This window comes from Pseudomonas sp. UYEF17 (genome assembly GCF_040546125.1).
In the GTDB taxonomy this organism is placed as follows: Bacteria; Pseudomonadota; Gammaproteobacteria; order Pseudomonadales; family Pseudomonadaceae; genus Aquipseudomonas; species Aquipseudomonas putida_Z.
The window spans coordinates 69,165-93,647 of sequence record NZ_JBEPNE010000009.1; the positions used below are offsets into that span (position 1 = coordinate 69,165).

Annotated in this window: 22 protein-coding genes; 10 read left to right on the forward strand and 12 right to left on the reverse strand. The window is 63.4% G+C overall.

All coding sequences use genetic code 11. The annotated features are described in order from the left end of the window. Positions 1 to 90: 90 nt before the first annotated feature. From ABIB24_RS15605 to tcyJ, 4 genes are all read right to left on the reverse strand, one after another. A complete protein-coding gene (locus ABIB24_RS15605) occupies positions 91 to 1,332 on the reverse strand; it encodes an SfnB family sulfur acquisition oxidoreductase (RefSeq protein WP_274078826.1) in 1,242 nt (413 codons plus the stop codon). 374 nt (positions 1,333 to 1,706) lie between these two features. After that, a complete protein-coding gene (tcyN, locus tag ABIB24_RS15610) occupies positions 1,707 to 2,465 on the reverse strand; it encodes an L-cystine ABC transporter ATP-binding protein TcyN (protein WP_013970435.1) in 759 nt (252 codons plus the stop codon). A gap of 2 nt (positions 2,466 to 2,467) precedes the next feature. Next, on the reverse strand, positions 2,468 to 3,136 hold the full coding sequence (tcyL, locus tag ABIB24_RS15615) for a cystine ABC transporter permease (RefSeq protein ID WP_025337317.1): 669 nt from the start codon (positions 3,134 to 3,136) through the stop codon (positions 2,468 to 2,470). Beyond that, positions 3,133 to 3,927 (reverse strand): cystine ABC transporter substrate-binding protein, encoded by a 795-nt coding sequence (tcyJ, locus tag ABIB24_RS15620; RefSeq protein WP_003257420.1) that lies wholly within the window; start codon positions 3,925 to 3,927, stop codon positions 3,133 to 3,135. The genes tcyL and tcyJ overlap by 4 nt, the downstream gene beginning before the upstream one ends. Positions 3,928 to 4,320: 393 nt before the next feature. Here tcyJ and epsC point away from each other — a divergent pair, with 393 nt between their 5' ends. Then, on the forward strand, positions 4,321 to 5,253 hold the full coding sequence (gene epsC, locus ABIB24_RS15625) for a serine O-acetyltransferase EpsC (protein WP_085618358.1): 933 nt from the start codon (positions 4,321 to 4,323) through the stop codon (positions 5,251 to 5,253). 332 nt (positions 5,254 to 5,585) lie between these two features. Then, positions 5,586 to 7,547, forward strand: coding sequence for a choline transporter BetT (gene betT, locus ABIB24_RS15630; RefSeq protein WP_170929293.1), 1,962 nt, complete (start codon positions 5,586 to 5,588; stop codon positions 7,545 to 7,547). Positions 7,548 to 7,661: 114 nt separating this feature from the next. Here betT and tauD read toward each other — a convergent pair whose 3' ends face one another. Genes tauD through tauA form a run of 4 tightly spaced genes read right to left on the reverse strand, consistent with a single transcriptional unit; the run spans position 7,662 to position 11,167 of the window. Next, on the reverse strand, positions 7,662 to 8,495 hold the full coding sequence (gene tauD, locus ABIB24_RS15635) for a taurine dioxygenase (RefSeq protein WP_075046922.1): 834 nt from the start codon (positions 8,493 to 8,495) through the stop codon (positions 7,662 to 7,664). 48 nt (positions 8,496 to 8,543) lie between these two features. After that, entirely contained in the window at positions 8,544 to 9,383 is an 840-nt protein-coding gene (gene tauC, locus ABIB24_RS15640; protein ID WP_274078828.1) for a taurine ABC transporter permease TauC, read from the reverse strand. Beyond that, on the reverse strand, positions 9,380 to 10,168 hold the full coding sequence (gene tauB, locus ABIB24_RS15645; protein ID WP_023660883.1) for a taurine ABC transporter ATP-binding subunit: 789 nt from the start codon (positions 10,166 to 10,168) through the stop codon (positions 9,380 to 9,382). The genes tauC and tauB overlap by 4 nt, the downstream gene beginning before the upstream one ends. Positions 10,169 to 10,195: 27 nt before the next feature. Beyond that, entirely contained in the window at positions 10,196 to 11,167 is a 972-nt protein-coding gene (gene tauA, locus ABIB24_RS15650) for a taurine ABC transporter substrate-binding protein (RefSeq protein ID WP_274078829.1), read from the reverse strand. Between the two features lie 659 nt (positions 11,168 to 11,826). Between tauA and ABIB24_RS15655 the strand changes: the two genes are divergently transcribed. The 8 genes from ABIB24_RS15655 to ABIB24_RS15690 all read left to right on the forward strand — a co-directional run bounded on the left by ABIB24_RS15655 (position 11,827) and on the right by ABIB24_RS15690 (position 18,969). After that, positions 11,827 to 13,152: an OprD family outer membrane porin gene (locus ABIB24_RS15655; protein WP_274078830.1), complete on the forward strand. Its 1,326-nt coding sequence runs from the start codon at positions 11,827 to 11,829 to the stop codon at positions 13,150 to 13,152. 165 nt (positions 13,153 to 13,317) lie between these two features. Continuing rightward, on the forward strand, positions 13,318 to 13,956 hold the full coding sequence (locus tag ABIB24_RS15660; protein WP_013970445.1) for a peroxiredoxin: 639 nt from the start codon (positions 13,318 to 13,320) through the stop codon (positions 13,954 to 13,956). Positions 13,957 to 14,245: 289 nt separating this feature from the next. Then, positions 14,246 to 14,839: an NADPH-dependent FMN reductase gene (gene ssuE, locus ABIB24_RS15665; protein ID WP_024087992.1), complete on the forward strand. Its 594-nt coding sequence runs from the start codon at positions 14,246 to 14,248 to the stop codon at positions 14,837 to 14,839. Between the two features lie 84 nt (positions 14,840 to 14,923). Beyond that, entirely contained in the window at positions 14,924 to 15,889 is a 966-nt protein-coding gene (locus ABIB24_RS15670; RefSeq protein WP_025337325.1) for a sulfonate ABC transporter substrate-binding protein, read from the forward strand. 58 nt (positions 15,890 to 15,947) lie between these two features. After that, on the forward strand, positions 15,948 to 17,096 hold the full coding sequence (ssuD, locus tag ABIB24_RS15675; RefSeq protein WP_025337326.1) for an FMNH2-dependent alkanesulfonate monooxygenase: 1,149 nt from the start codon (positions 15,948 to 15,950) through the stop codon (positions 17,094 to 17,096). Positions 17,097 to 17,106: 10 nt separating this feature from the next. After that, the gene (ssuC, locus tag ABIB24_RS15680; protein WP_274078832.1) at positions 17,107 to 17,904 is read left to right on the forward strand and encodes an aliphatic sulfonate ABC transporter permease SsuC; all 798 of its coding nucleotides are present in this window, start codon (positions 17,107 to 17,109) and stop codon (positions 17,902 to 17,904) included. Beyond that, positions 17,901 to 18,713, forward strand: coding sequence for an aliphatic sulfonates ABC transporter ATP-binding protein (gene ssuB / locus ABIB24_RS15685; RefSeq protein ID WP_013970450.1), 813 nt, complete (start codon positions 17,901 to 17,903; stop codon positions 18,711 to 18,713). Before ssuC ends, ssuB begins: the two co-directional genes overlap by 4 nt. 40 nt (positions 18,714 to 18,753) lie before the next feature. Beyond that, positions 18,754 to 18,969, forward strand: a complete 216-nt coding sequence (locus ABIB24_RS15690) for a TOBE domain-containing protein (protein WP_003255829.1) — start codon at positions 18,754 to 18,756, stop codon at positions 18,967 to 18,969. A 139-nt stretch (positions 18,970 to 19,108) separates the two neighbouring features. Here the strand turns inward: ABIB24_RS15690 and ABIB24_RS15695 are convergent, their stop codons facing one another. From ABIB24_RS15695 to ABIB24_RS15710, 4 genes are all read right to left on the reverse strand, one after another. Further along, positions 19,109 to 19,741 (reverse strand): TetR/AcrR family transcriptional regulator, encoded by a 633-nt coding sequence (locus ABIB24_RS15695; protein ID WP_025337328.1) that lies wholly within the window; start codon positions 19,739 to 19,741, stop codon positions 19,109 to 19,111. Beyond that, positions 19,741 to 21,318, reverse strand: a complete 1,578-nt coding sequence (gene gshA / locus ABIB24_RS15700) for a glutamate--cysteine ligase (protein ID WP_274078833.1) — start codon at positions 21,316 to 21,318, stop codon at positions 19,741 to 19,743. Before gshA ends, ABIB24_RS15695 begins: the two co-directional genes overlap by 1 nt. 286 nt (positions 21,319 to 21,604) lie before the next feature. Continuing rightward, complete coding sequence (locus ABIB24_RS15705) at positions 21,605 to 21,988, reverse strand: PaaI family thioesterase (RefSeq protein WP_003257433.1); 384 nt, start codon at positions 21,986 to 21,988, stop codon at positions 21,605 to 21,607. Then, the gene (locus ABIB24_RS15710) at positions 21,988 to 24,312 is read right to left on the reverse strand and encodes a Tex family protein (protein WP_354316845.1); all 2,325 of its coding nucleotides are present in this window, start codon (positions 24,310 to 24,312) and stop codon (positions 21,988 to 21,990) included. The genes ABIB24_RS15705 and ABIB24_RS15710 overlap by 1 nt, the downstream gene beginning before the upstream one ends. Between the last annotated feature and the right edge of the window lie 171 nt (positions 24,313 to 24,483).

The following is a 24,483-nucleotide window of genomic DNA, read 5'->3' on the forward strand; positions in this document are numbered from 1 at the left end:
CACAAGGCCGCTCCTACAGGAGGTACGCGATCCCTTGTAGGAGCGGCCTTGTGTCGCGATGGGCTGCAAAGCAGCCCCAAGGCCCACAAATCAGATCCAGGAATGCCGCGCGGGCAAGGTGCCGTTGAGGTGGTAAGCGCCAACCGCGTGGTACTTCCAGCGCACCGGGTCATGCAGGGTGTGCACCCGGGCATTGCGCCAGTGGCGGTCGAGGTTGAACTCGGCGAGGGTGGCGCGGCTGCCGGCCAGCTCGAACAGCTTTTCGCTGGCCTGCAGGGCAATCTCGGTAGTCAGCACCTTGGCCTCGGCCACCGCGATCGAGGCCCGCGCCGCGCTTGCAGCATCGACCGGCGCGGCGTTGACCTCGTCGAGGACTCGCGCGGCCTTGCGCAGCAGCGCTTCGGCGGCGTGCAGCTCGAGCTTCAGGCGGCCGATGTCGGCGATTACATAGGGGTCGTCGCTGGCGCGGTCGACCTTGGCCTCGATCCATGGCCGGGCCTTTTCGCGCACGAAGCTGATGGCGTCTTCGATCGCCGCTTCGGCAATGCCGGCATCGATCGCCGCCTGGATCAGCTGCGAGGCAGCGCCCTGGATGTTGGGAATGTCGCGCTGGCGCCAGTTGTCGATCACCAGGTCGGCATCCACCGGTACCTGGTCGAGCAGCACGGTGCCGCTGGCAGTGGTGCGCTGGCCGAACCCGGACCAGTCATCGACGATGCGCAGCCCCGGGCTGCCTCGGCGCACGAATGCCAGGCGCTGGCGGCCTTCGTCGTCCAGTGCCTTGACCGCCACCCAGTGGGCGAACAGGGCGCCGGTGGAATAGAACTTCTCACCGCTGATGCGATAGCTGTCGCCGACGCGGGTGATCCTGGCCTTGAGGGTCAGGGTGTCCTTGGTGCTGCGTTCGGGGCCGGCATTGCCGATGCGCCAGCCATCGAGCACGCTGCGGAAGATCACCGCCTGTTGCGCCTCGGTGGCAGTCAGGCGCAGCAGTTGCAGCATGCCGAACTGGTTCTGCGGGATCTGCCCCAGGGCCGGGTCGGCGGCGCTGATCAGGCGGAACACTTCGGCCACGGTCTCGAATGACACATCGGGGCCGCCATGGGCCTTGGGTACGCTGATGCTGCCCAGGCCGCTGCGGGTGAACAGTTCGATCTCGGCCCATGGCAGTTTGCGTTGCTGGTCGCGGCGGGCGGCCTGCTCGCGGGCGACCTCGGCCAGTTCGCGGGCCGCTTGCAGGGCTTCGGCGTCGTTGCGCAGTACCTTGGCCGGCAGCAGCAGGGGCGAGCTGTCGAGATCGCTGTGGAATTGGGTATTGGGTTGGCTGGACATCAGTACCGCTCCTTGGCTGCACTCAATGCCCTGGCGTTACGCACTGGGGTGATTGTGATCCTGACCATTCCTGACCTCACAAAAAAAGTGATGCCGCTACAGCTGATCGCGACAGATGTGTGCTGGTCCGGTGGTCCGGTTTATATACCATAATGCTTTATAAAAAGTTTATGAACTAACTCTTTGGAATATGTATAGATGGAAGGAGGAGTGTCTGTTCCAGGCAGGCGTGATCGGTGTAGGAGCGGCCTTGTGTCGCGAAAGGGCTGCACAGCAGCCCCGGCAATCTCAGCGGTGATGCTGAAAGCCTGGGGCCGCTGCGCAGCCCTTTCGCGACACAAGGCCGCTCCTACAGGGACTGTGTATGTGCGTGCCTATTCGGAAGCAGCAGTACCGAGGAACTTGCGCAAGAACTGCCGGGTACGCTCTTCCTTCGGCGCCGCAAACAGCGCCTTGGCCTCGCCCTGTTCCACGATCACGCCCTTGTCGAAGAAGATCACCCGGTTCGCCACATCGCGGGCAAAGCTCATCTCGTGGGTAACGATGATCATGGTGCGCTTCTCCTCGGCCAGGCCGCGGATGGTCGCCAGCACTTCACCCACCAGTTCGGGGTCCAGCGCCGAGGTCGGTTCGTCGAACAGGATCACCTCCGGCTCCATGGCCAGGGCGCGGGCGATGGCCACCCGTTGCTGCTGGCCACCGGAAAGGCGCCGCGGGTAGGCGTCTTCCTTGCCCGCCAGGCCAACCTTGGCCAGCAGGCGCCGGCCCAGTTCGATGGCCTGCTCGCGGGGCGTCTTCTTGACGATCACCGGCCCCTCGATCACGTTTTCCAGGGCGGTGCGATGAGGGAACAGGTTGAAGTTCTGGAACACGAACCCGGCCTGCTGGCGCAAGCGGCGAATCGCACTTTGCTGCCCACCCAGCGGGCGGTTGGCGTCGATGCTGATGTCGCCAATCTGGATCTGCCCGGCATCGGGTGTTTCCAGCAGGTTGAGGCAACGCAGGAAGGTGGTCTTGCCCGAGCCGCTGGGGCCGATGATGGCCACCACTTCGCCGGGCTGCACGGTCAGGTCGATACCGTTGAGCACGGTCTGGCCCTTGAACCGCTTGGTCAGGCCTTTGACTTCAATCATGCTCAATGCTCCTGGTCATGCTGGTTGACTCGCGCTTCCATGCGGTTCTGGAAGTGCGCGAGGATGCTGCACAGCACCCAGTAGATGACCGCCACCGCCACGTACATGGTGAACACTTCGAAGGTGCGCGCGGTAATCAGCTGGGCCTGGCGGAACAGCTCGGGCACCTGGATGGTCGCCGCCAGGGCGGTGTCCTTGACCAGCGAGATGAAGCTGTTGCCCAACGGCGGCAGTGCGGTGCGCAAGGCCTGGGGCAGGATCGCCCGGCGCATGGCCTGGACGCGGGTCATGCCGATACTGGCGGCGGCTTCCCACTGGCCACGGTCGATCGAGGAAATTGCCGCGCGCAGGATTTCGCAGATGTAGGCGGCCATGTTCAGCGACAGGCCGATCAGCGAGGCCGGTATCGGGTCGAGCTCGATGCCGATCTGCGGCATGCCGAAGTAGATGACGAACAGCTGCACCAGCAGCGGCGTGCCGCGGAAGAACGACACGTAAACCCGCGCCAGCCAGTTCAGCGGCAAGATCTTCGACAACCGCATCAGTGCCAGGGCAAAGCCCAGCAGCAGGCCGAAGAACATGCCGCCAACACTGAGCAGCACTGTATAACCCGCGCCCTTCAGCAGGAAGGGCGCGGAGTCGACAACGAGTTGCAGGCTTTCAGCAATCATTTGGTGACATCGGCACCGAAGTATTTCTCGGACAGCTTGGCCAGCGTGCCGTCAGCCTTGAGCTTGTCCAGTGCCTTGTTGATCGCTGCCAGCAGTTCCGGCTCGCCTTTGCGCAGGGCCACGCCGCTTTCCAGGCGCGAGAAGGCATCGCCGGCCAGTTCGGTGTCCTTGGCTTTTTGCGCGTATTCCAGCGCGGCCAGGCGGTCGATCAGGATGGCGTCGATACGGCCGTTGCGCAGGTCGGCGAACTTGCTCGGGTCGTCTTCATAGGTGCGCACATCGGCTTGCGGCACGTCCTTCTTGACCCATTGCTCGTAGTTGGTGCCCAGGCCCACGCCGACCTTCTTGCCGGCCAGGTCTGCGGCCTTGTGGATGTTCAGCTGCTCGGCCTTCTTCTTCAGGATCAGCGCCTGGATGCCGGAGATGGTGTAAGGCTCGGAGAAGTCATACTTCTTCTTGCGCTCTTCGGAAATGGTCACCTGGTTGATCACCACGTCCAGGCGCTTGGACTCCAGTGCGGCGAGGATGCCGTCCCACTTGGTCGGCTGCACCTTGGCCTTTACCCCCAGCTCCTTGGCCAGCAGTTCGGAGAGTTCCACTTCGAAGCCGGTCAGCTTGCCGTTTTCGTCCTGGAAGCTGAACGGTGGGTAGGTGCCTTCGAGGCCGACGTTGATCACGCCTTTTTCCTGGATGGTCTTCAACTGCTCGCCGGCGAAGGCCTGGCCGAGCAGGCCGGCACCCAGCAGGAGTGCCAGGCTGGCGTTGAGTAGCGGTTTGGCGAATTTCGACATTTCAGAGCCCCGCGCTTGTTGTGTAAGTGGTGGGTGGCGACTATAGGGTCGGCTGCTTAGGCCAGGAAATACTAAAAAATTATTTTGTTATTCCCTTTTTGGTTTTTGCCAGGTGCTGGCTGCTTTGAGGGTAGGCGAGGTTGCCTGCTCCGTCATCGCGGCTTATGCCTGACTTAGCGCAGGATGGAATAAAGCGTTGTTTTTTCCAAGGGATGGATTTGCCGTAGAGTGGATTGCATGTAGGCAGGTTCGGCCCTTTCGCGGGCTCGCCCGCTCCCACAGAGACCGCACAGGCATCGAAACCTGTGCAGTCCCTGTGGGAGCGGGCAAGCCCGCGAAGAGGCCGGACCTGCAAATAAAAATGAGTTTGGCCTACTCAGGCAGGAGAAAACCGTGAGCGAACAACCTTCACCCGGGCACTGGCAGTTGCAGAGCATCGTCACCGGCCTGCGCGGTGCCCGTGAACAATGGCGTACCCGCAATGGCCGCAGCAGCGGCGAGCAGGGCGGGCGTGAGCTGCCTTCGCGCGAAGCGATGCGGCACATCCTGGAGCAACTGTGCGGCGCACTGTTCCCCATGCGCCTTGGCCCGGTCGACCTGCGCGAAGAAAGCGAAGACTTCTACGTCGGCCATACCCTGGATGCCGCGCTGACCGCCTTGCTGGCCCAGGCCCGCCTGGAGTTGCGCTACGCCGCACGGCAAAGCAAGGGCGAGTTGGCCGGCGTCGATGCCCATGCGCTGAGCCTGGTGCAGGGCTTCGCCGCCGCCCTGCCGGGCCTGCGCGTGCTGCTCGACACCGACGTGCTGGCCGCCTACCACGGCGACCCGGCGGCGCGCAGTGTCGATGAAGTCCTGCTGTGCTACCCAGGCATCCTGGCGATCATCCACCACCGCCTGGCGCACCACCTGTACCAGGCCGGCCTGCCGCTGCTGGCGCGGATCAGCTCGGAGCTGGCGCATTCGGCCACGGGGATCGACATTCACCCCGGGGCGCAGATCGGCCCGAGCTTCTTCATCGACCACGGTACCGGCGTGGTGATCGGCGAAACCGCGATCATCGGCGAGCGCGTGCGCATCTACCAGGCAGTGACCCTGGGCGCCAAGCGCTTCCCCAGCGATGAATCGGGCACCCTGCACAAGGGCCTGCCACGCCACCCGATCGTCGAGGACGATGTGGTGATCTATGCCGGGGCCACGGTGCTGGGGCGGATCACCATCGGCAAAGGCTCGACCATTGGCGGCAATGTGTGGCTGACCCGCAGTGTGCCGGCCGAGAGCAACATTACCCAGGCCAACCTGCAGCTGGATTGCCAGGACAAGAACTGATCTGGCATTTCCTTGGCCTGTATCGGCCTCTTCGCGGGTAAACCCGCTCCCACAGGGCCCCCACAGATTTTGAATCCTGTGCAGTACCTGTGGGAGCGGGTTTACCCGCGAAAGGGCCGGAACAGGAGGGCACCAATCAGCACCCCAATTCGCATTGAAATCCGATCCATGTTTAACTTGAACGCTTGTTCAATGAAAAACGCTGGTCCGCTGCCGGTGTTCAACAGGAGGATTCCTTTGCTGAACCCGTTCATTCCGAGCCTTACGTCATTCGACGAGGTGCGCCCCCAATGAGTGCACCGACCCCTTCCCTTGCCAATGGCAAGATCCGCATGAACCCCCCGGTGTTCTATTTCGCGGCAAGTTTCATCCTCATCTTTGGCCTGGTGGTCATTTCCTATCCGCAAGCAGCAGGCGACTGGTTGCTGGCGGCGCAGAACTGGGCGGCCAACACGGTCGGCTGGTACTACATGCTGGCGATGACGCTGTACCTGGTCTTCGTGGTGGTCACCGCCTTGTCCGGCTACGGCAAGATCAAGCTCGGTGCCGACCACGACGAGCCCGAGTTCAGTTACCTGTCGTGGGCCGGCATGCTGTTTGCCGCCGGCATCAGCATCACCTTGTTCTTCTTCTGCGTGTCCGAACCCCTGACCCACATGCTGCAGCCGCCCCAGGGCGAAGCGGGCACGGCCGAGGCCGGGCGCCAGGCGATGCAGATCCTGTTCCTGCACTGGGGCCTGCATGGCTGGGGCGTGTTCGCCTTCGTCGGCATGGCCTTGGCCTACTTCGCCTACCGGCACAACCTGCCGCTGGCCTTGCGTTCGGCGCTGTACCCGCTGATCGGCAAGCGCATCAATGGGCCCATCGGTTATGCAGTGGACGGCTTCGGCATCATCGCCACGGTGTTCGGCCTGGGCGCCGACATGGGCTTTGGCGTGCTGCACCTGAACGCCGGCCTCGACTACTTGTTCGGCATCGACCACAGCCAGTGGGTGCAGGTGCTGCTCATCACCCTGATGATGGGCGCGGCGGTGGCCGTGGCCGTCGCCGGGGTGGAGAAGGGCGTGCGGGTGATGAGCGACATCAACCTGTTCCTGGCCTGCGCGCTGTTGCTGTTCGTGTTGTTCGCCGGGCCTACCCAGCACCTGTTCAACACGCTGATCCAGAACCTCGGCGACTACCTGGGGGCCTTGCCGCGCAAGAGCTTCGACGTTTATGCCTACGGCGAGAACCGTGACTGGCTGGGCGGCTGGACGGTGTTCTACTGGGCCTGGTGGATTGCCTGGGCGCCGTTCGTGGGCCTGTTCATTGCCCGCATCTCCCGTGGCCGCACCATCCGCGAGTTCGTCTTTGGTGTGCTGTTGATTCCACTGGGCTTCACCCTGGCGTGGATGTCGATCTTCGGCAACAGCGCCCTGGACCAGGTCATCAACCACGGCATGACCGCGCTGGGCCAGTCGGCGCTGGATAACCCGTCGATGAGTCTGTACCTGCTGCTGGAGACCTACCCCTGGAGCAAGACAGTGATCGCCATGACGGTGTTCATCAGTTTCGTGTTCTTCGTCACCTCGGCCGATTCGGGCACCGTGGTGCTGTCGACCTTGTCGGCCAAGGGGGGTGATGCCGACGAGGATGGGCCGAACTGGCTGCGCATCTTCTGGGGCGCGATGACGGCGCTGATCACCAGTGCGCTGTTGTTCGCCGGCAGCATCGATTCGCTTAAATCGGCGGTGGTGCTGACCTCGCTGCCGTTCTCGCTGATCCTGCTGTGCATGATGTGGGGGCTGCACAAGGCGTTCTACCTGGAGTCGCAACGGCAGATCGCGCAGATGCATTCGCTGGCCCCGTTCGCCCAGTCACGCCGCGGCCGTGGTGGCTGGCGCCAGCGCCTGAGCCAGGCGGTGCACTTCCCGTCGCGTGATGAGGTGTACCGCTTCATGGACGACGTGGTGCGTCCGGCAATTGCCGATGTGCGTGAAGTGTTCGAGCAGAAGGGCCTGGTACTGATTACCCAGGACGACCCGAGCCACGACAACGTCAGCCTGAAGATTGGCCATGGCGAGGAACAGCCGTTCATTTACCAGGTGCAGATGCGTGGCTACTTCACGCCATCGTTCGCCTTGGGTGGGCTGGGTACGCAAGAGTTGAAGAACCGCCGTTACTACCGGGCGGAGGTGCACCTGAGCGAAGGCAGCCAGAACTATGACCTGGTGGGCTACAGCAAGGAGCAGATCATCAACGACATCCTCGACCAGTACGAACGGCACATGCAGTACCTGCATCTGGTCCGCTAGATCGCTGGGGCCGCCTTGCGGCCCATTCGCAGCACAAGGCTGCTCCTACAAGGGATCGCGCTTCCCTGTAGGAGCAGCCTTGTGCTGCGAATGGAGGCCAAAGGCCTCCCAGTTTCAGAAGGGCGCATCCCCGAGTATGGTCGCCCGATGCATCACCCGCCGGTTCGGCCGGTAGTCATCCACGGCAAAATGCTGGGTCACGCGGTTGTCCCAGAACGCCACGTCATTCTCCTGCCACCGCCAGCGAATGCTGAACTCCGGCCGCGTCGCATGGGCGAACAGCAGCTTCAACAGTGCCTCGCTTTCCAGTTCGCTCAGCTCATTGATGCGCGTGGTGAACCCCTCATTGACGAACAACGCCTTGCGCCCGCTCACCGGATGCGTGCGCACCACCGGGTGCGACAGCGGCGGGTTGTTGCGCCGGGTTGCTTCCCAGCGCGCCAGGTCTTCCGGCGTGGTACCAAAGCGCTCCAGCGGGAACGACTTGGTGAAGTCATGGGTAGCGGTCAGCCCGTCGAGCAGCTCGCGCAGCGGCGCCGACAAGGCTTCGAAGGCAGCGATGCCGCTGGCCCACAGGGTGTCGCCGCCGTAGGCCGGCAACTGCTTGGCGCTGAGCACCGCGCCCAGGGCCGGGGTCGGCAGGAAGGTCACATCGGTGTGCCACACGGCGTTGTCGCGCACATCGGTCACCGCCGTGTCGAGGATAAGCACCTGCGGGGTTTCCGGCACGTTGGGGTAGATAGGGTGGATGTGCAGGTCGCCGAAGCGGGCGGCAAACCGCGCCTGCTGCTGCGGGTTGATCGGCTGGTCGCGGAAGAACAGCACCTGGTGCTGCAGCAGTGCCTGCTCGATGGCGTCTCGTTCTTCGACGGTGATATCGCGGCTGATGTCCACGCCGCTGATCTGGGCGCCGAGCGCCGGGCTGAGGGGGGTGATGGTCAGGCTCATGTCGGTCTCTTCAATCAGGCGCCAGGCTGCTGGCGTGGTCAACAGGATTCAGTGGCTCTGCCCGTGCCAAGGCACCAGTTTGCGTTGCAGGGCACGCAGGCTCATTTCCAGTGCGAAGGCGATCAGGGCGATCAGCAAAATCCCCAGCACCACCACATCGGTAACCAGGAACTGCGCCGCCGACTGCACCATGAAGCCCAGGCCGCTGGTGGCGGCGATCAGCTCGGCGGCCACCAGGGTCGACCAGCCAACCCCCAGGCCAATGCGGATGCCGGTGAGGATGTCGGGCAGGGCGCTGGGCAGGATCACGTGGCGGATCAGCTGGGCCTTGGTCGCGCCCAGTGACTGCGCTGCACGCAGTTTGGCCGGGTCGACAGTGCGCACGCCGGTAGCGGTGGCAATGGCGATGGGGGCGAAGATTGCCAGATAGATCAGCAGCACCTTGGACAGCTCGCCGATGCCGCACCAGATGACGATGAGCGGCAGGTAGGCCAGCGGCGGGATCGGCCGGTAGAACTCGATCAGCGGGTCGAGAATGCCGCGGGCCACGCGGTTGTAGCCGATGGCGATACCCACCGGGATGGCGGTGAGGGTGGCGGCAAGGAGGGCCACGCCGATGCGCCCCAGGCTGGCACCCAGGTGCTGCCACAGGCTGGCATCCATATAGCCTTGGGTCAGCAGGGTCCCGGCCTTGGCCAGGATGTCGGCGGGCGAGGGCAGGAATAGCGGCTCGATCCAGCCGACCGCGGTCACCAGCCACCAGGCCAACAGCAGGCTGGCCAGGGTCAGAGTGCTGATCCAGCGGGTGGGCAGGGGGCGGCGCAGCTTGGTGGCTGGCCGGGGTTGGGTATTGCGCTTGCCGGTGACCGGCAGGTCCAGGCTGCTCATGCGCGCTCCTGCAGGCTTTGGCGTTGAGAGAACACCCGCGCAAGTACGTGCTCGCGGGTTTCGATAAAAGCCGGGTCGGACTTGATGGCCCGCGCCGATTCACCCGCTGCGTAGCGCTGGCCGAAGTCCAGTTGCAGGCGCTCCACCACGCGCCCCGGGTTGGGCGCCAGCAGTACCAGTTCACTGGCGAGGAACACGGCTTCTTCGATGTCGTGGGTAATCAGGAACACCGGCTTGGCGGTGCGTTGCCATACCTGCAGCAACAACTCCTGCATCTGCTCGCGGGTGAAGGCATCAAGTGCGCCGAACGGTTCGTCCATCAGCAACACTCGTGGATCGGCTGCCAACGCCCGGGCCAGGCCAACACGCTGCTTCTGGCCACCGGACAATTGCCAGATACGCCGTTCGCCAAAGCCGTCGAGGTCGACCAGGGCCAGCATTTCGCGGGCCTTGGCCTCACGCTCGGCGCGTGGCACGCCGGCCAGTTCCAGGCCGAATGCGACGTTGCCCAGCACGTTCTGCCAGGGCAGCAGCGCATCGTCCTGGAACACTACGCCGCGCTCGGCGCCGGGGCCCTGGACGGGCACGCCGTCCAGGGTGATGCGCCCGCCGCTGGGGGCGACGAAGCCTGCGATGAGGTTGAGCAGCGAGGTCTTGCCACTGCCGGAAGGACCCAGGGCCACCAGCAGTTGGCGCGGCCCCAGACTCAGGTTGATGTCGGCCAGTACCGGGGTTTCGGCACCGGGGTACTGTGCGCTGATGCGCTCCAGTTCGAGCAAGGCCATGGCAGGCTCCGGTCGGTTTCTACAGGCTTAGTTGGGGAGGTACTTGGCGCTGACGTAGGGCGAGTAGTCCGGCAGCACCGCGTCGACCTTGCCTTGCTGCTTGAGGAAGGTGGCCGTGTCGGTCAGCGCCTGGGTGGTCGGTGCGCCCAGTGCGTTGGCCTGGTCGGCGGCCAGCGGGTAGACGTTGCCCTGCAGCAGCACCGGGATGTCGGCAGGCTTGGCGCCCGAAAGTTTGGCCAGCTTGCTCACGTTGTCGGGGTTTGCCAGCCAGGCTTGCGGGTTCTTGCGGTAGTCGGCGTAGGCGTCGAGGGTGACCTTGGCGAAGGCCTTGACCACGTCGGGTTGCTTAGCGGCGAAGTCCTTGCGCACGATCCATGCGTCGAAGGTCGGTGCGCCTTTCTCGGCCAGCTCGCCGGAGGTGATCAGCACCTTGCCGTTTTCCTTGGCCACACCCAGGGCCGGGTCCCAGACGTAGGTGGCATCGATGTCGCCGCGCTTCCAGGCGGCAATGATTGCCGGTGGCGCCAGGTTGAGGATCTGCACCTTGGCCGGGTCGATGTTCCAGCTCTTCAGCGCGGCCAGCAGGCTGTAGTGGCCAGTGGAGACGAAAGGCACGGCGACTTTCTTGCCGACCAGGTCCTGCGGCGTCTTGATGCTGTCGCGGGCGACCAGTGCTTCACCGGCGCCAATCTGCGTGGCGATCAGGAAGGTCTCGACCGGCAGCTTGCGGGTGGCTGCTGCGGCAAGCGGGCTGGAGCCCAGGTAGCCGATCTGTACATCGCCGCTGGCTACGGCGGTGATTACGTCGGCACCGTTGTCGAATTTGCGCCAGTCGATGCTGGCCTTGCTGGCTTTTTCGTAGTTGCCATCGACCTGCGCCACCTTGGCCGGGTCGACGGTGGTCTGGTAGGCCACGGTCAGGTCTGCAGCCTGGGCCAACCAGCTGGCGCTGGCGAGGGTCAGGGCGGCGAACAGGCGCAGCGGAGCGTGCGGGATCATGGTGAACCTCTCGTCAGGCAATCGATGTGATGGATGGCGAGAAGGCTAAATGATCTAAGAAAAGTAAAATAAATAACTTTTTTGCATTAGCTTAGGAGCCAATTGTTTGAAATCACCGCCTGCCTTTACGCGATCCCTGTAGGAGCGGCCTTGTGTCGCGATGGGCCGCAAAGCGGCCCCGGCAATTTATGCGGCGTTGGCTGAGATTTTGGGGGCTGCTTCGCACCCCATCGCGACACAAGGCCGCTCCTACAGGGGGGGGGCGCATTAGCAGGGAGGGCTGGTGATTTCGCTCAATGGCGAAATCCGAGAGTGCTGCTAGGCTTTTTCGTCCCGATAGAACGATACGGAATTAGGTTATGAGCAAACGTTTGCAAATAACCAGCAGTTATGAAAAGCGACCTGCTGCTAACGAATCGCAGTAACAGTTCCTAACATATTCCTTAAAAATCTTACCAATTCATAAAACGGTCATTTTGGATTTATAGGATTGTCATTATCCTGTAGCGCAGGTGGCGTCTTAGACCAAAGTCGCGAAATGTTTAGAAACGATTGACTAAACGGTCACGCTTTGGGACTAAATCGCCAATCCACGGTGAGCGGGGCAGCAGATCCCACCGCCAGAGATACACAAGAATTAGAACGTAGAGGAGCAAAACATGTACAAGTCCAGCCTGGCACTGGCCGTGGCACTGGGGGTTCTCGCCCAACAAGCAGGCGCTGCCGGTTTCGTTGAAGACAGCAAACTGTCGCTCAGCTCGCGCACCATGTACTTCAACGATGACAACCGCGAAGGTGGTGCTGACAACCGTGAGTCGGGTCAGGGCTTCAAGCTCGACTACCTTTCCGGTTTCACCGAGGGCACCGTAGGCTTCGGCGTTGATGTACAAGCTCTGTGGGGTATCCACCTCGACGGCGGTCGCGGCAAGCACCCGAATAGCAGCACCTTCTTCCCGAGCGACACCGATGGTTCCGCCGTGAGCCAGTGGGCTCGTATTGGTGGTAACGCCAAGGCTCGTTTCTCCAAAACCGAGGCCCACTTCGGTAGCGCCCTGGCGCCGAACCTGCCGATTCTGGTCTCCAACGATGGTCGTTTGCTGCCGCAAACCTTCGAAGGCGGCACCATCCAGTCGAAAGAAATCGACAACTTGACCATCAACGCCGGTCAGCTGACCCACGCTATGGGGCGTGCTTCGAGCAACCGTACTGGCCTGTCGGTCAACGGTGCTACTGCCGACAGCAACAAGTTCATCTACGGTGGCCTGGACTACAAGCTCACCCCTGACCTGACGCTGCAGTACTACTACTCGAATCTGAAAGACTTCTACAAGCAGCACTTCCTGGGTGCTACCCACATCTTCAAGATTTCCGATGACCAATCGTTCAAGACTGATCTGCGATACTTCGACAGCAGTAGCGATGGCAAGAACGGGCCTGGCGAATACAGCTTCAACAACAACGGCGGCTATCGCAAGAACAATGGCGAGGTCGACAACAAGACCTGGTCTGCCATGTTTACCTACAGCTTGGGTGGCCATGCCTTGATGCTGGGTCATCAGCAAGTTAGCGATGACGGTGGTTTCGTCTGGTTGAACCAAGGTTCGGTGACCGATGGCAATGGCCGACCAGAAGGTGCAGGTGGCGCGAGCTTCTACTTGTTCACCGATAGTATGATCAACCAGTTCGCCCGTGCTGGTACCAACACCACCTTCGGCCAGTACAGCTATGACTTCGCCCGCGTTGGCGTGCCTGGCCTGAAGGCTTCGGTCGCCTACCTGCGCGGTACCGATATCCGTAACTTCTCCGGTAACGGTACTTACCACGAGTGGGAACGTGACGCTCGTATCGACTATGTGATCCAGGAAGGCACCCTCAAGGGCCTGGGCGCTAGCCTGCGTCACGGTGTCTACCGTGGTGAGGGTGAAGCGCCAGTCGACAAAGATCAGACTCGCTTCATCGTGAACTACACTTACAACTTCATGTAAGCCGTAGCTGAACAAGAAGCCTCGCCTAGTGCGAGGCTTTTTTGTGTCTGCAATTTCGTATGCCGAATGGTTATAAATAAATCAGTATTTATTCTTTTTATTTTTAATCGAATGCAGGCACATTGAACCCACACGGTAGATAACCCAGCACAGGAGCCGCAGCCCATGAGCCTAAAACTCGGCGATATCGCCCCCGATTTCGAACAGGATTCCAGCGAAGGCAAGATCCGCTTCCACGAGTGGCTGGGCAACAGCTGGGGGGTGTTGTTCTCTCACCCGGCCGATTTCACCCCGGTGTGCACCACCGAACTGGGCCTTACCGCCAAGCTGAAGGACGATTTCGCCAAACGCGGGGTCAAGGCCATCGCCCTGTCGGTGGACCCGGTCGATTCGCACCACCGCTGGATCGATGACATCAACGAAACCCAGAACACCGTGGTCAACTTCCCGATCATTGCCGACGCCGACCGCAAGGTGTCCGACCTGTACGACCTGATCCACCCGAACGCCAGCGACACCCTGACCGTGCGCTCGCTGTTCGTCATCGACCCGAACAAGAAGGTGCGCCTGACCATCACCTACCCGGCCAGTACCGGGCGCAACTTCAACGAAATCTTGCGGGTGATCGACTCGCTGCAGCTGACCGACAACCACAAGGTCGCCACACCAGGTAACTGGCAGGACGGTGACGACGTCGTGATCGTGCCCTCGCTGAAGGACGAGGAAGAGATCAAGCAGCGCTTCCCCAAAGGTTACCGGGCGGTCAAACCCTATCTGCGGCTGACCCCGCAGCCCAATCGTTAAAGGATTCCTCGTTGCATTGCTCTTAGCCAAAGCAGGGATATTCGGGCCGTTTCGACGGCCCTTTTTTATGCCTGCTGAAACTGCGTGGGCTTCTTCGCGGGTAAACCCGCTCCCACAGGGATAGCGCAAGTCTCAGGCCTTGTGCGGTCCCTGTGGGAGCGGGTTTACCCGCGAAAGGGCCAAAACAGGAGATTGATAAAAATGGAATAAACAAATGAAAAAATATGATTTCTAGATATATGCGGCGACTGTTAATGTCACCTCCAACAGAACACAAGGAAGCGCTGCAATGCTGGTCGTCTCAATCGGTGGTAGCCCCAGTACCCGTTCACGCTCCGGCGTGCTGCTGGAGCGTTCTCGCCAGTGGCTGCAGGACCGTGGCGTCGAGGTAGTGACGTTCCAGGTACGTGACTTTCCCGCCGAAGACCTGCTGCACGCCCGATTCGACAGCCCGCAGGTGCAGCACTTCCAGCAGCTGGTGGCCCAGGCCGATGGCCTGATCGTCGCCACGCCGGTGTACAAGGCCTCGTTTGCCGGTGCCCTGAAAACCTTGCTCGACCTGCTGCCCGAACGCGCCCTGGCACACAAGATCGTGTTGCCGATCGCCACCGGCGGCAGCATCGCCCACATGCTGGCGGTGGATTACGCACTGAAACCCGTGCTGTCGGCACTCAAGGCGCAAGAGACCCTGCAAGGGATCTTCGCCGACGACAGCCAGGTCGCCTACGCAGAAGGCTCCAGGCCCGCGCAGCTGGTAGCAGCGCTGGAAGAGCGCCTGCAGGACGCGCTGGAAACCTTCCACGTTGCACTGGCCCGTCGGCCGCGCCCCGTGGCCCCCGGCGTATTGAACGAACGCCTGATCAGCGCTCGCTGGAGCATCTGACCGGCCCAACCCGCTTTACCACCTTACTCGCCCGACAACGAGGCAAGCAGGTGCAACCCGAACCCACTCGCACAGGAGAGCGCCATGCGCACAGTCTTCTTGCGTCGCGGTCTGGTCGCCCTGTTTGCGGCGGCTGTGTCCTTCGGCGCCATCACCCAAGCCCAGGCCGAGAGCCTGCGTATCGGTTACCAGAAATACGGCACCCTGGTGCTGCTCAAGGCCAAGGGCACGCTGGAAAAGCGCCTGGCCGAGCAGGGCGTGCAGGTGCAATGGACCGAGTTCCCCGGCGGCCCGCAGCTGCTTGAGGGGCTGAACGTCGGCTCCATCGACTTTGGTGTCACCGGTGAAACCCCGCCGGTGTTCGCCCAGGCCGCCGGTGCCGACCTGCTGTACGTCGCCTACGAGCCGCCAGCGCCACACAGCGAGGCGATCCTGGTGCCGAAGGGCTCGCCGATCCAGTCGGTCAAAGACCTCAAGGGCAAGAAAGTCGCCCTCAACAAAGGCTCCAACGTTCACTACCTGCTGGTTCGCGCCCTGGAAGACGCAGGCCTGAAATACAGCGACATCCAGCCGGTGTACCTGCCCCCGGCCGACGCCCGCGCCGCCTTCGAGCGCGGCAGCGTGGACGCCTGGGTGATCTGGGACCCGTACCAGGCTGCCGCCGAGAAACAGCTGCAGGCTCATACCCTGCGTGACGGCAAGGGCCTGGTCGACAACCATCAGTTCTACCTGGCCACCCGCAACTACGCGACCCAGCACCCGGCGGTGATCAACACCCTGATCGAAGAAGTGCGTGCCGTAGGTCAATGGTCCCAGGCCAACCCGCAGGAAGTGACCGACCAGGTCGCGCCGCTGCTCGGCCTGCCTGCCGACATCACCCTGACCTCGGTCAAGCGCCAAGGCTACGGTGCCGCGCCGCTCACCCCGGAAGTGGTGGCCGCGCAACAGAAGATCGCCGACACGTTCCAGGCACTGAAGCTGATTCCCAAGCCGCTGAGCATCAAGGACGTGATCTGGACACCCCCGGCCAAGGTCGCCAGTGCGCCTTGATTGATTTGCCTGCGCCGGGGCGCCGCCCTGGCTGAGCCCCCTTGAGGAGACAACTCCAATGAGCCTTAACATCTTCTGGTTCCTTCCTACCCACGGTGACGGCAAGTACCTGGGCACCTCCGATGGCGCGCGCGCCGTCGACCATGGCTACCTGCAGCAGATCGCCCAGGCGGCCGACCGGCTCGGCTTTGGTGGCGTCCTGATCCCTACCGGGCGCTCCTGCGAGGACTCCTGGCTGGTCGCGGCATCGTTGATCCCGGTGACCCAGCGCCTGAAGTTCCTGGTCGCCCTGCGCCCCGGGATCATTTCGCCGACCGTGGCGGCACGCCAGGCAGCAACGCTTGATCGCCTGTCCAACGGCCGCGCGCTGTTCAACCTGGTGACCGGTGGCGACCCGGACGAGTTGGCCGGTGACGGCCTGCACCTGAACCATCAGGAACGTTATGAAGCCTCTGTGGAATTCACCCGTATCTGGCGCAAGGTGCTGGAAGGCGAGGTGGTCGACTACGACGGCAAGCACATCCAGGTGAAGGGCGCCAAGCTGCTCTACCCGCCGATCCAGCAACCACGCCCGCCACTGTATTTCGGCGGTTCCTCGGAAGCTGCGCAGGACCTGGCCGCCGAGCAGGTCGAGCTGTACCTGACCTGGGGCGAGCCGCCGAGTGCGGTCGCTGAAAAAATTGCCCAGGTGCGTGAGAAAGCCGCCGCCCAGGGCCGCGAAGTGCGCTTCGGTATCCGCCTGCACGTGATCGTGCGGGAAACCAACGAAGAAGCCTGGGCCGCTGCCGACAAGCTGATCTCGCACCTGGACGACGACACCATCGCTCGCGCCCAGGCCTCGCTGGCGCGCTTCGACTCGGTCGGCCAGCAACGCATGGCCGCCCTGCACAACGGCAACCGTGACAAGCTGGAAGTCAGCCCCAACCTGTGGGCCGGTGTCGGTCTGGTGCGTGGTGGTGCCGGTACCGCGCTGGTGGGGGATGGCCCGACCGTCGCGGCGCGGGTCAAGGAATATGCCGAGCTGGGCATCGATACCTTCATCTTCTCCGGCTACCCGCACCTGGAAGAGTCGTACCGGGTGGCCGAGCTGCTGTTCCCGCACCTGGATGTGCAACGCCCGGAGCAAGCCAAGACCGGTGGTTATGTGAGCCCGTTTGGCGAAATGGTGGCCAACGACATCCTGCCCAAGTCCGTTGCGCAGAGCTGAGGGCCAGGCCATGAGTCGTGCAACTTCCAACAACCTTGGCCAGCGCCTGGCGCCATGGGCGCTGCCGGTACTGCTGCTGGCTGCCTGGCAGCTGGCGGTCAGCGCCGGCTGGCTGTCAACGCGCATCCTGCCGGCGCCCAGCGCCGTGGTCAGCGCCGGCGTCGAGCTGGTGCGCAGCGGCGAGATCTGGACCCACCTGGCCATCAGTGGCTGGCGTGCCGGGCTGGGCTTCGTCATCGGTGGCAGCATCGGCCTGGTGCTGGGCTTCATCACCGGCCTGTCGAACTGGGGCGAACGCCTGCTCGACAGCTCGGTGCAGATGATCCGCAACGTGCCGCACTTGGCGCTGATCCCGCTGGTGATCCTGTGGTTCGGTATCGACGAGTCGGCAAAGATCTTCCTGGTCGCGCTGGGCACGCTGTTCCCGATCTACCTGAACACCTACCACGGCATCCGCAACGTCGACCCGGCGCTGGTGGAGATGGCGCGCAGCTATGGTTTGTCCGGCTTCAGCCTGTTCCGCCAGGTGATCCTGCCCGGGGCATTGCCTTCGATCCTGGTCGGCGTGCGCTTTGCCCTGGGCTTCATGTGGCTGACCCTGATCGTTGCCGAAACCATTTCGGCCAATGCCGGCATCGGTTACCTGGCGATGAACGCCCGTGAGTTCCTGCAGACCGACGTGGTGGTGCTGGCCATCGTCCTGTATGCCGTGCTCGGCAAGCTTGCCGACCTCGCCGCCCGCGGCCTGGAGCGTGTGTGGCTGCGCTGGCACCCGGGCTATCAAGTGGCGAAGAAGGAGGGCGCATGACCGTACTCAAAGAACAGCCGCCACGCCTGCTGCGTGGCATCCCGCTGGCTTCCAGCGGCCTGCGCAAGACCTTTGGCCAGCGCGAGGTACTAAAGGGCATCGAGTTGCATATTCCTGCCGGCCAGTTCGTCGCCATCGTCGGCCGTAGTGGCTGCGGCAAGAGCACCTTGCTGCGCCTGCTGGCCGGTCTCGACCAGCCCACTGCAGGCCAGTTGCTGGCCGGTGCCGCGCCGTTGGAGCAGGCCCGTGAAGAAACCCGCCTGATGTTCCAGGACGCGCGCCTGCTGCCATGGAAGAAAGTGATCGACAACGTTGGCCTGGGCCTGTCCGGCGACTGGCGCCCGCGTGCGCTGGAAGCGTTGGAGTCGGTTGGCCTGGCCGATCGCGCCAATGAATGGCCGGCGGCTCTGTCGGGCGGCCAGAAGCAGCGCGTGGCCCTGGCCCGGGCGCTGATTCACCAGCCGCGCCTGCTGCTGCTGGACGAACCGCTCGGTGCGCTGGATGCATTGACCCGTATCGAGATGCAGCAACTGATCGAACGCCTGTGGCGTCAGCACGGCTTCACCGTGTTGCTGGTTACCCACGATGTCAGCGAGGCAGTCGCCGTGGCTGACCGGGTGATCCTGATCGAGGACGGCGAGGTCGGGCTCGACCTCACTGTCGACCTGGCACGGCCTCGGGCGCGTGGTTCGCACCGCCTGGCCGCGCTGGAAAGCGAAGTGCTCAACCGTGTTCTGTCGGCTCCGGGCGCTGCGCCCGAGCCGGATCCTGTAGCCCCTTTGCCCACGCAACTGCGTTGGGCGCACTGACTCACTTACCAGACTGAAGCCATAGAGAAGGAATCAAATCATGACCATCAAAGCCATCAACGTTCGCAACCAGTTCAAAGGCACCGTGAAGGAAATCCTGGAAGGCCCGGTACTGTCGGAAATCGACGTGCAGACCGCCTCGGGCATCGTCACTTCGGTCATCACCACCCGCTCTGTGCGTGAGCTGGAGCTGCAGGTGGGCAGTGAGGTGATTGCCTTCGTGAAGTCGACTGAAGTGTCCATCGCCAAGCTGTGATGGGTGTGGGCCATGGGGCTGCTTTGCAGCCCTTCGCGGGCACGCCCGCTCCCACAGGTACTGCGCAGGTTTCAGGTTTTGCGCGGACCCTGTGGGAGCGGGCGTGCCCGCGAAGGGCCGCACAGCGGCCCCAATGATCTCAGCTGGAACGCTTGGCCAGAAATGGCGGCAGATACAACCCCAGATACGCCTCGAACACTCGCTTGCCTTCCTCGGCCATGCGCGGGGTGATCGCCTCATGCAGCTGCACCGACCGTGCATACACCCGGTCACTCAACTCCATGGCCAGGGCAAACACATCCACATCCGCCGGCATCACAGGCAGATGAAAGTGCTGGTCGAACAACTTGTGCATCAAGTCGCCCAGTTCCATGTCGTGCTGCCGGTCGGCCTGCACCACTTCGCTCAGGCCATGCTGGGCCAGGATCAGTTGCCGCGCCGCGGCGTCCTCGTTGTAGATATCCAGCATGCGCTGCTCGATCAGCCGTGACAGTTCGTGCCAGGTGTTGAACGCACTGCTGTCGATCGGCGCGCTCAGCGCTTCACGGAAGGCCCGGTGTACATCGGCCGTCAACGCCTCCAGCAGCGCCGGCACGCTGGCGAAGAAGTGGTACACCGACGACGGTGGAATCTGCGCGCGCTCGGCCACGCTGTAGATCGACAGGCTCGCCACCCCCAGCTCGGCCAGCAACTCGCGTGCAGCCGCCAGGATCGCCTCGATCCTGGCCTGGCTGCTGGCGCGCGGCTTGCGCGGGGTGGCAGTGCGGGTCATCAGTTGCTGATCGCCAGGATGCTGGCCTGGTAGGCGCCGACGAACAGGTCGAAGTCGCCGACTTCCTGCTGTTCCAGGCGCGACTGCTCGGCCAGCGAGTCGCGGGCGAGGGTTTCGAAGGCCTGCTGGCGCTCGACCGGCAGTGGCTGCTCGCGGAAGGTTTCGGCGTGGATGCGGCTCTGGCGCAGGGAGAACTTGACGAAGCTTTCGTCATGCTCGGTCATGCGCGCCAGTACCTGGGCCGACGGGGTCAGCGAGGCGTCGTCGACCTTGGCCTGCTGGGCATCCAGGGCCTTGCCGTGTTCTGCACCGCCTTGCGCCTGGTCGAGCAGCTCGGCCAGTGGCCGAATACGCTCGATCAGCTCGCTGGCCCAGGCCTTCAGGCCGATCGGCTGGCCATTGCGGTGCAGTTCCAGGCCCGGGCGCCGGCCTTCCTTGACCACGGTCAGGAAGTTGTTGGTGCACTGGCCGCATTCGCCGTTGTCCAGTTGCGGGCTGTCTTCCAGCGCGCAGAACAGCAGGAACGCGTCGAGGAAGCGCGCCTCGGTCAGGTCGATGCCCACCGGCAGGAACGGGTTGATGTCCAGGCAACGCACTTCCACGTACTGCACGCCGCGCGAGGTCAGGGCCTGGATCGGCCGCTCGCCGGTGTAGGTGACGCGCTTGGGGCGAATGTTCGAGTAGTACTCGTTTTCGATCTGCAGGATGTTGGTGTTCAGTTGTACCCACTCGCCATCCACGTGCGTGCCGACTTCGACGTAAGGCGGGTAGGGCGTGCCCACCGCCTTGCGCAGGCTGTCGGTGTAGCTGGCCAGGTTGTTGTAGCACGGCGTGAGGCCGGCCTGGGCGTTGCTCTGGTAGCCCAGGTCGCTCATGCGCAGGCTGGTGGCGTAGGGCAGGTACAGGGTTTCGGCGTCCAGCTCTTCGAGCTGGTGCGGGCGGCCACGCAGGAAGCCTTTGTCCAGGGCCGGCGAGGCGCCGAACAGGTACATCAGCAGCCAGCTGTAGCGGCGGAAATTGCGGATCAGCGCGATATAGGCCGACGACTGGTAGTCGCGGTCGCTCTCGCTGCCGCCTTCTGCGGCGCGCAGCAACGGCCACAGCGCTTCGGGCAGCGAGAAGTTGTAATGGATACCGGCGATGCACTGCATGGTGCGGCCGTAGCGCAGGGCCAGGCCCTTGCGGTAGACGTGCTTGAGCTTGCCGATGTTCGAGCTGCCGTACTCGGCGATCGGGATGTCCTCCTCGGCCGGCAGCGTGCAGGGCATCGACGGGCTCCACAGGTATTCGTCGCCCAGCTTGCTGTAGACGAAACGGTGGGTCTCTTCGAGGCTTTCCAGCACCTTGGCCGGGTCGGGCAGGGCCGGGGTGATGAACTCCAGCAGCGACTCGGAATAATCGGTGGTGATCTGCTCGTTGGTCAGCGCCGATCCCAGTGCTTGCGGATGCGGGGTCTGGGCCAGGCGACCTTCGTCGGTCACGCGCAGGCATTCGCGCTCAATACCGTGCAGGCACTGCTTGAGCAGGGGGAGATTGGCGCCGAGCAGGCTCAGGCGGCGGTTGAGGAGGTCGCTCAAGATGTATTCCTTCACGCGTCAGTCGCCCCAATATGGGGGTAGAAAAGACGGTCTACAAGGGTAGTGGGAAAAGGAACTGGCGTTGTCGCCTGGTTTACGCGGTTCCGGCATTGCGCAGCGCCGACTTCGGGGGCCGCTTCGCAGCCCATCGCCGGCAAGCCGGGCTCCACAGGTAAACCACGATATTCAGGCTTGTGGATTACCTGTGGGAGCCCGGCTTGCCGGCGATGGGGCGCGAAGCGGCCCCCGGCTGTTGCCGAAAATACCGCAGATACTGCTTGGTGAGCTAGAGAACCGCGAAGGTTCCTTGCGCTTTCGCCACCAGCTTGTCGCCCTGAACTACGTCGGCGTCGACCACCAGGGTGCGCCGCCCGGCGTGCAGCACACGGGCGGTGCACAGCACCTCGCCGTCACTGACGGCGCGCATGTAGTTGATCTTGCACTCGATGGTGACGCTTTGCTGGTCGAAGCCATGGCTGGCCGAGCAGGCCAGGCCCATGGCAATGTCCACCAGGCTGAAGATCGCCCCGCCGTGCAGCTTCTGGCCGCGGTTGCGCAAGTGTGGCTCGAGCGCCAGGGCTACCTCGGCAACACCTGTCTCCAGGCGTTGCAGGCGGCACCCGAGGAGCTGGCTGAAGGCGCTTTCGACGTATTCGCGTGGAACGTCCATCACTTCTTCTTCAGCTGCTTGGCGTTGGCGAACAGGGCGGCCATGGCGTTGTTGGCCGGTGCCGCAGTGGCGGTTTCGCGCTGACGCGGCGCCTGCTGCTGGCGGTTGCCGCCATTGCCACGGTTACCACCGCGGTTGCCGTCTACCTTCTCGCCCGGGGTGTCGCTCATGCGCATGGACAGGCCGACGCGTTTGCGCGGGATGTCCACTTCCATGACCTTGACCTTGACCACGTCGCCGGCCTTGACCGCTTCACGTGGGTCCTTGATGAACTTCTCCGACAGCGCCGAGATGTGCACCAGGCCGTCCTGGTGCACGCCGATGTCGACGAAGGCACCGAAGTTGGTGACGTTGGTCACCACGCCTTCGAGGATCATGCCCGGTTCCAGGTCCTTGAGGTCCTCGACGCCGTCCTGGAAGGTGGCGGTCTTGAACTCGGGGCGTGGGTCGCGGCCAGGCTTGTCCAGTTCCTGCAGGATGTCGGTGACGGTCGGCAGGCCGAAGGTTTCATCGGTGAATTTCTTCGGGTCCAGGCGCTTGAGGAAGCTGCTGTCACCGATCAGCGAGCGGATGTCGCGGTCGGTGTCGGCGGCAATGCGCTGTACCAGCGGGTAGGCCTCGGGGTGAACCGCGGAGGCGTCCAGCGGGTTGTCGCCGTTCATCACGCGCAGGAAGCCGGCGGCCTGTTCGAAGGTTTTCTCACCCAGGCGGCTGACCTTTTTCAGCGCAGCACGAGTGGCGAACGGGCCGTTGGCATCGCGATGGGCGACGATGTTCTGCGCCAAGGTGGCGTTGAGGCCGGAGATGCGCGTCAGCAGCGCCACCGAGGCGGTGTTGACGTCCACGCCCACGGCGTTCACGCAGTCCTCGACCACAGCGTCCAGGCCGCGCGCCAGTTTCAGCTGGGACACGTCGTGCTGATACTGGCCGACACCGATGGATTTCGGGTCGATCTTCACCAGCTCGGCCAGCGGGTCCTGCAGGCGGCGGGCAATCGACACGGCGCCACGGATCGACACGTCCAGGTCCGGGAATTCGCGGGCGGCCAGTTCCGATGCGGAATACACCGAAGCGCCGGCCTCGGAGACCATGATCTTGGTGATCTTCAGCGCCGGGTACTTCTTGACCAGCTCCGCCACCAGCTTGTCGCTTTCGCGGCTGGCGGTGCCGTTGCCGATGGCGATCAGCTCCACGGAGTGCTTGGCGCACAGTGCAGCCATGATCGAAATGGTGCGGTCCCAGTCGTTCTTCGGCGCGTGCGGGTAGACCGTGGTGTGGTCCAGCAGCTTGCCGGTGGCATCGACCACGGCGATCTTGCAACCGGTGCGCAGGCCCGGGTCGAAGCCCAGGGTGGCACGCGGGCCAGCCGGGGCGGCCAGCAGCAGGTCGTGCAGGTTGTGGGCGAACACATTGATCGCCTCGCCTTCGGCGTTGTCGCGCAGCTCGCCGAACAGGTCGGTTTCCAGGTGGGTGTAGAGCTTGACCTTCCAGGTCCAGCGCACCACTTCGCCCAGCCACTTGTCGGCCGGGCGGTTGCGGTTCTCGATGCCGACGTGGTTGCCGATCATCAGTTCGCACGGGTGCAGGGTGCCGGGCAGTTCTTCGCCGACTTTCAGCGAGGCGCTCAGCACACCTTCGTTACGCCCGCGGAAAATTGCCAGGGCGCGGTGCGACGGGGCGTTGCGCAGCAGTTCGTCATGGGCGAAGTAGTCGCGGAACTTGGCGCCTTCTTCTTCCTTGCCAGGCACGACGCGGGCGCTGAGCACCGACTCCTGCTTGAGGAAGCTGCGCAGCTTGTCGAGCAGGGCGGCGTCTTCGGCGAAGCGCTCCATGAGGATGTACTTGGCGCCTTCAAGCGCGGCCTTGACGTCGGCCACGCCCTTGTCGGCGTTGACGAAGCGTGCGGCTTCGCTTTCCGGGGCAAGGTCTGGGTTGTTGAACAGGCCGTCGGCCAGCTCGCCGAGGCCGGCTTCCAGGGCGATCTGGCCCTTGGTGCGGCGCTTCTGCTTGTACGGCAGGTACAGGTCTTCGAGGCGGGTCTTGGTATCGGCCAGCTTGATCTCACGGGCCAGTTCCGGGGTCAGCTTGCCCTGCTCCTCGATGCTGGCCAGGATGCTGGCGCGGCGCTCGTCGAGTTCGCGCAGGTAGCGCAGGCGCTCTTCCAGATGGCGCAGCTGGGTGTCGTCCAGGCTACCGGTCACTTCCTTGCGGTAGCGGACGATGAAGGGCACGGTCGAGCCTTCGTCCAACAGGCCCACGGCCGCCTCGACCTGCTGGGGGCGTACGCCCAGTTCCTCGGCGATACGGCTGTTGATGCTGTCCATGTAAACCACCTGACATTTGTGAATACGGGGGTCGCCTGTGGGCCTTTCGCCCGGCGGCGCTGGATGAAAGCCGCGCATTATACCCATCGCAAACGGCTTGCGGTGATGGCGCCCGGCCAGCCGAAACTGGCGCCGGGGGAAAAATCTGCTAACAATGCTCACGCAACGTGC

Coding starts and splice junctions, on each gene's coding strand:
- ABIB24_RS15605 (WP_274078826.1), bottom strand. CDS start 1,332: ATGTCCAGCCAACCCAATACCCAATTCCACAGCGATCTCGACAGCTCG.
- tcyN (WP_013970435.1), bottom strand. CDS start 2,465: ATGATTGAAGTCAAAGGCCTGACCAAGCGGTTCAAGGGCCAGACCGTG.
- tcyL (WP_025337317.1), bottom strand. CDS start 3,136: ATGATTGCTGAAAGCCTGCAACTCGTTGTCGACTCCGCGCCCTTCCTG.
- tcyJ (WP_003257420.1), bottom strand. CDS start 3,927: ATGTCGAAATTCGCCAAACCGCTACTCAACGCCAGCCTGGCACTCCTG.
- betT (WP_170929293.1), top strand. CDS start 5,586: ATGAACCCCCCGGTGTTCTATTTCGCGGCAAGTTTCATCCTCATCTTT.
- tauD (WP_075046922.1), bottom strand. CDS start 8,495: ATGAGCCTGACCATCACCCCCCTCAGCCCGGCGCTCGGCGCCCAGATC.
- tauC (WP_274078828.1), bottom strand. CDS start 9,383: ATGAGCAGCCTGGACCTGCCGGTCACCGGCAAGCGCAATACCCAACCC.
- tauB (WP_023660883.1), bottom strand. CDS start 10,168: ATGGCCTTGCTCGAACTGGAGCGCATCAGCGCACAGTACCCCGGTGCC.
- tauA (WP_274078829.1), bottom strand. CDS start 11,167: ATGATCCCGCACGCTCCGCTGCGCCTGTTCGCCGCCCTGACCCTCGCC.
- ABIB24_RS15655 (WP_274078830.1), top strand. CDS start 11,827: ATGTACAAGTCCAGCCTGGCACTGGCCGTGGCACTGGGGGTTCTCGCC.
- ABIB24_RS15660 (WP_013970445.1), top strand. CDS start 13,318: ATGAGCCTAAAACTCGGCGATATCGCCCCCGATTTCGAACAGGATTCC.
- ssuE (WP_024087992.1), top strand. CDS start 14,246: ATGCTGGTCGTCTCAATCGGTGGTAGCCCCAGTACCCGTTCACGCTCC.
- ABIB24_RS15670 (WP_025337325.1), top strand. CDS start 14,924: ATGCGCACAGTCTTCTTGCGTCGCGGTCTGGTCGCCCTGTTTGCGGCG.
- ssuD (WP_025337326.1), top strand. CDS start 15,948: ATGAGCCTTAACATCTTCTGGTTCCTTCCTACCCACGGTGACGGCAAG.
- ssuC (WP_274078832.1), top strand. CDS start 17,107: ATGAGTCGTGCAACTTCCAACAACCTTGGCCAGCGCCTGGCGCCATGG.
- ssuB (WP_013970450.1), top strand. CDS start 17,901: ATGACCGTACTCAAAGAACAGCCGCCACGCCTGCTGCGTGGCATCCCG.
- ABIB24_RS15690 (WP_003255829.1), top strand. CDS start 18,754: ATGACCATCAAAGCCATCAACGTTCGCAACCAGTTCAAAGGCACCGTG.
- ABIB24_RS15695 (WP_025337328.1), bottom strand. CDS start 19,741: ATGACCCGCACTGCCACCCCGCGCAAGCCGCGCGCCAGCAGCCAGGCC.
- ABIB24_RS15705 (WP_003257433.1), bottom strand. CDS start 21,988: ATGGACGTTCCACGCGAATACGTCGAAAGCGCCTTCAGCCAGCTCCTC.
- ABIB24_RS15710 (WP_354316845.1), bottom strand. CDS start 24,312: ATGGACAGCATCAACAGCCGTATCGCCGAGGAACTGGGCGTACGCCCC.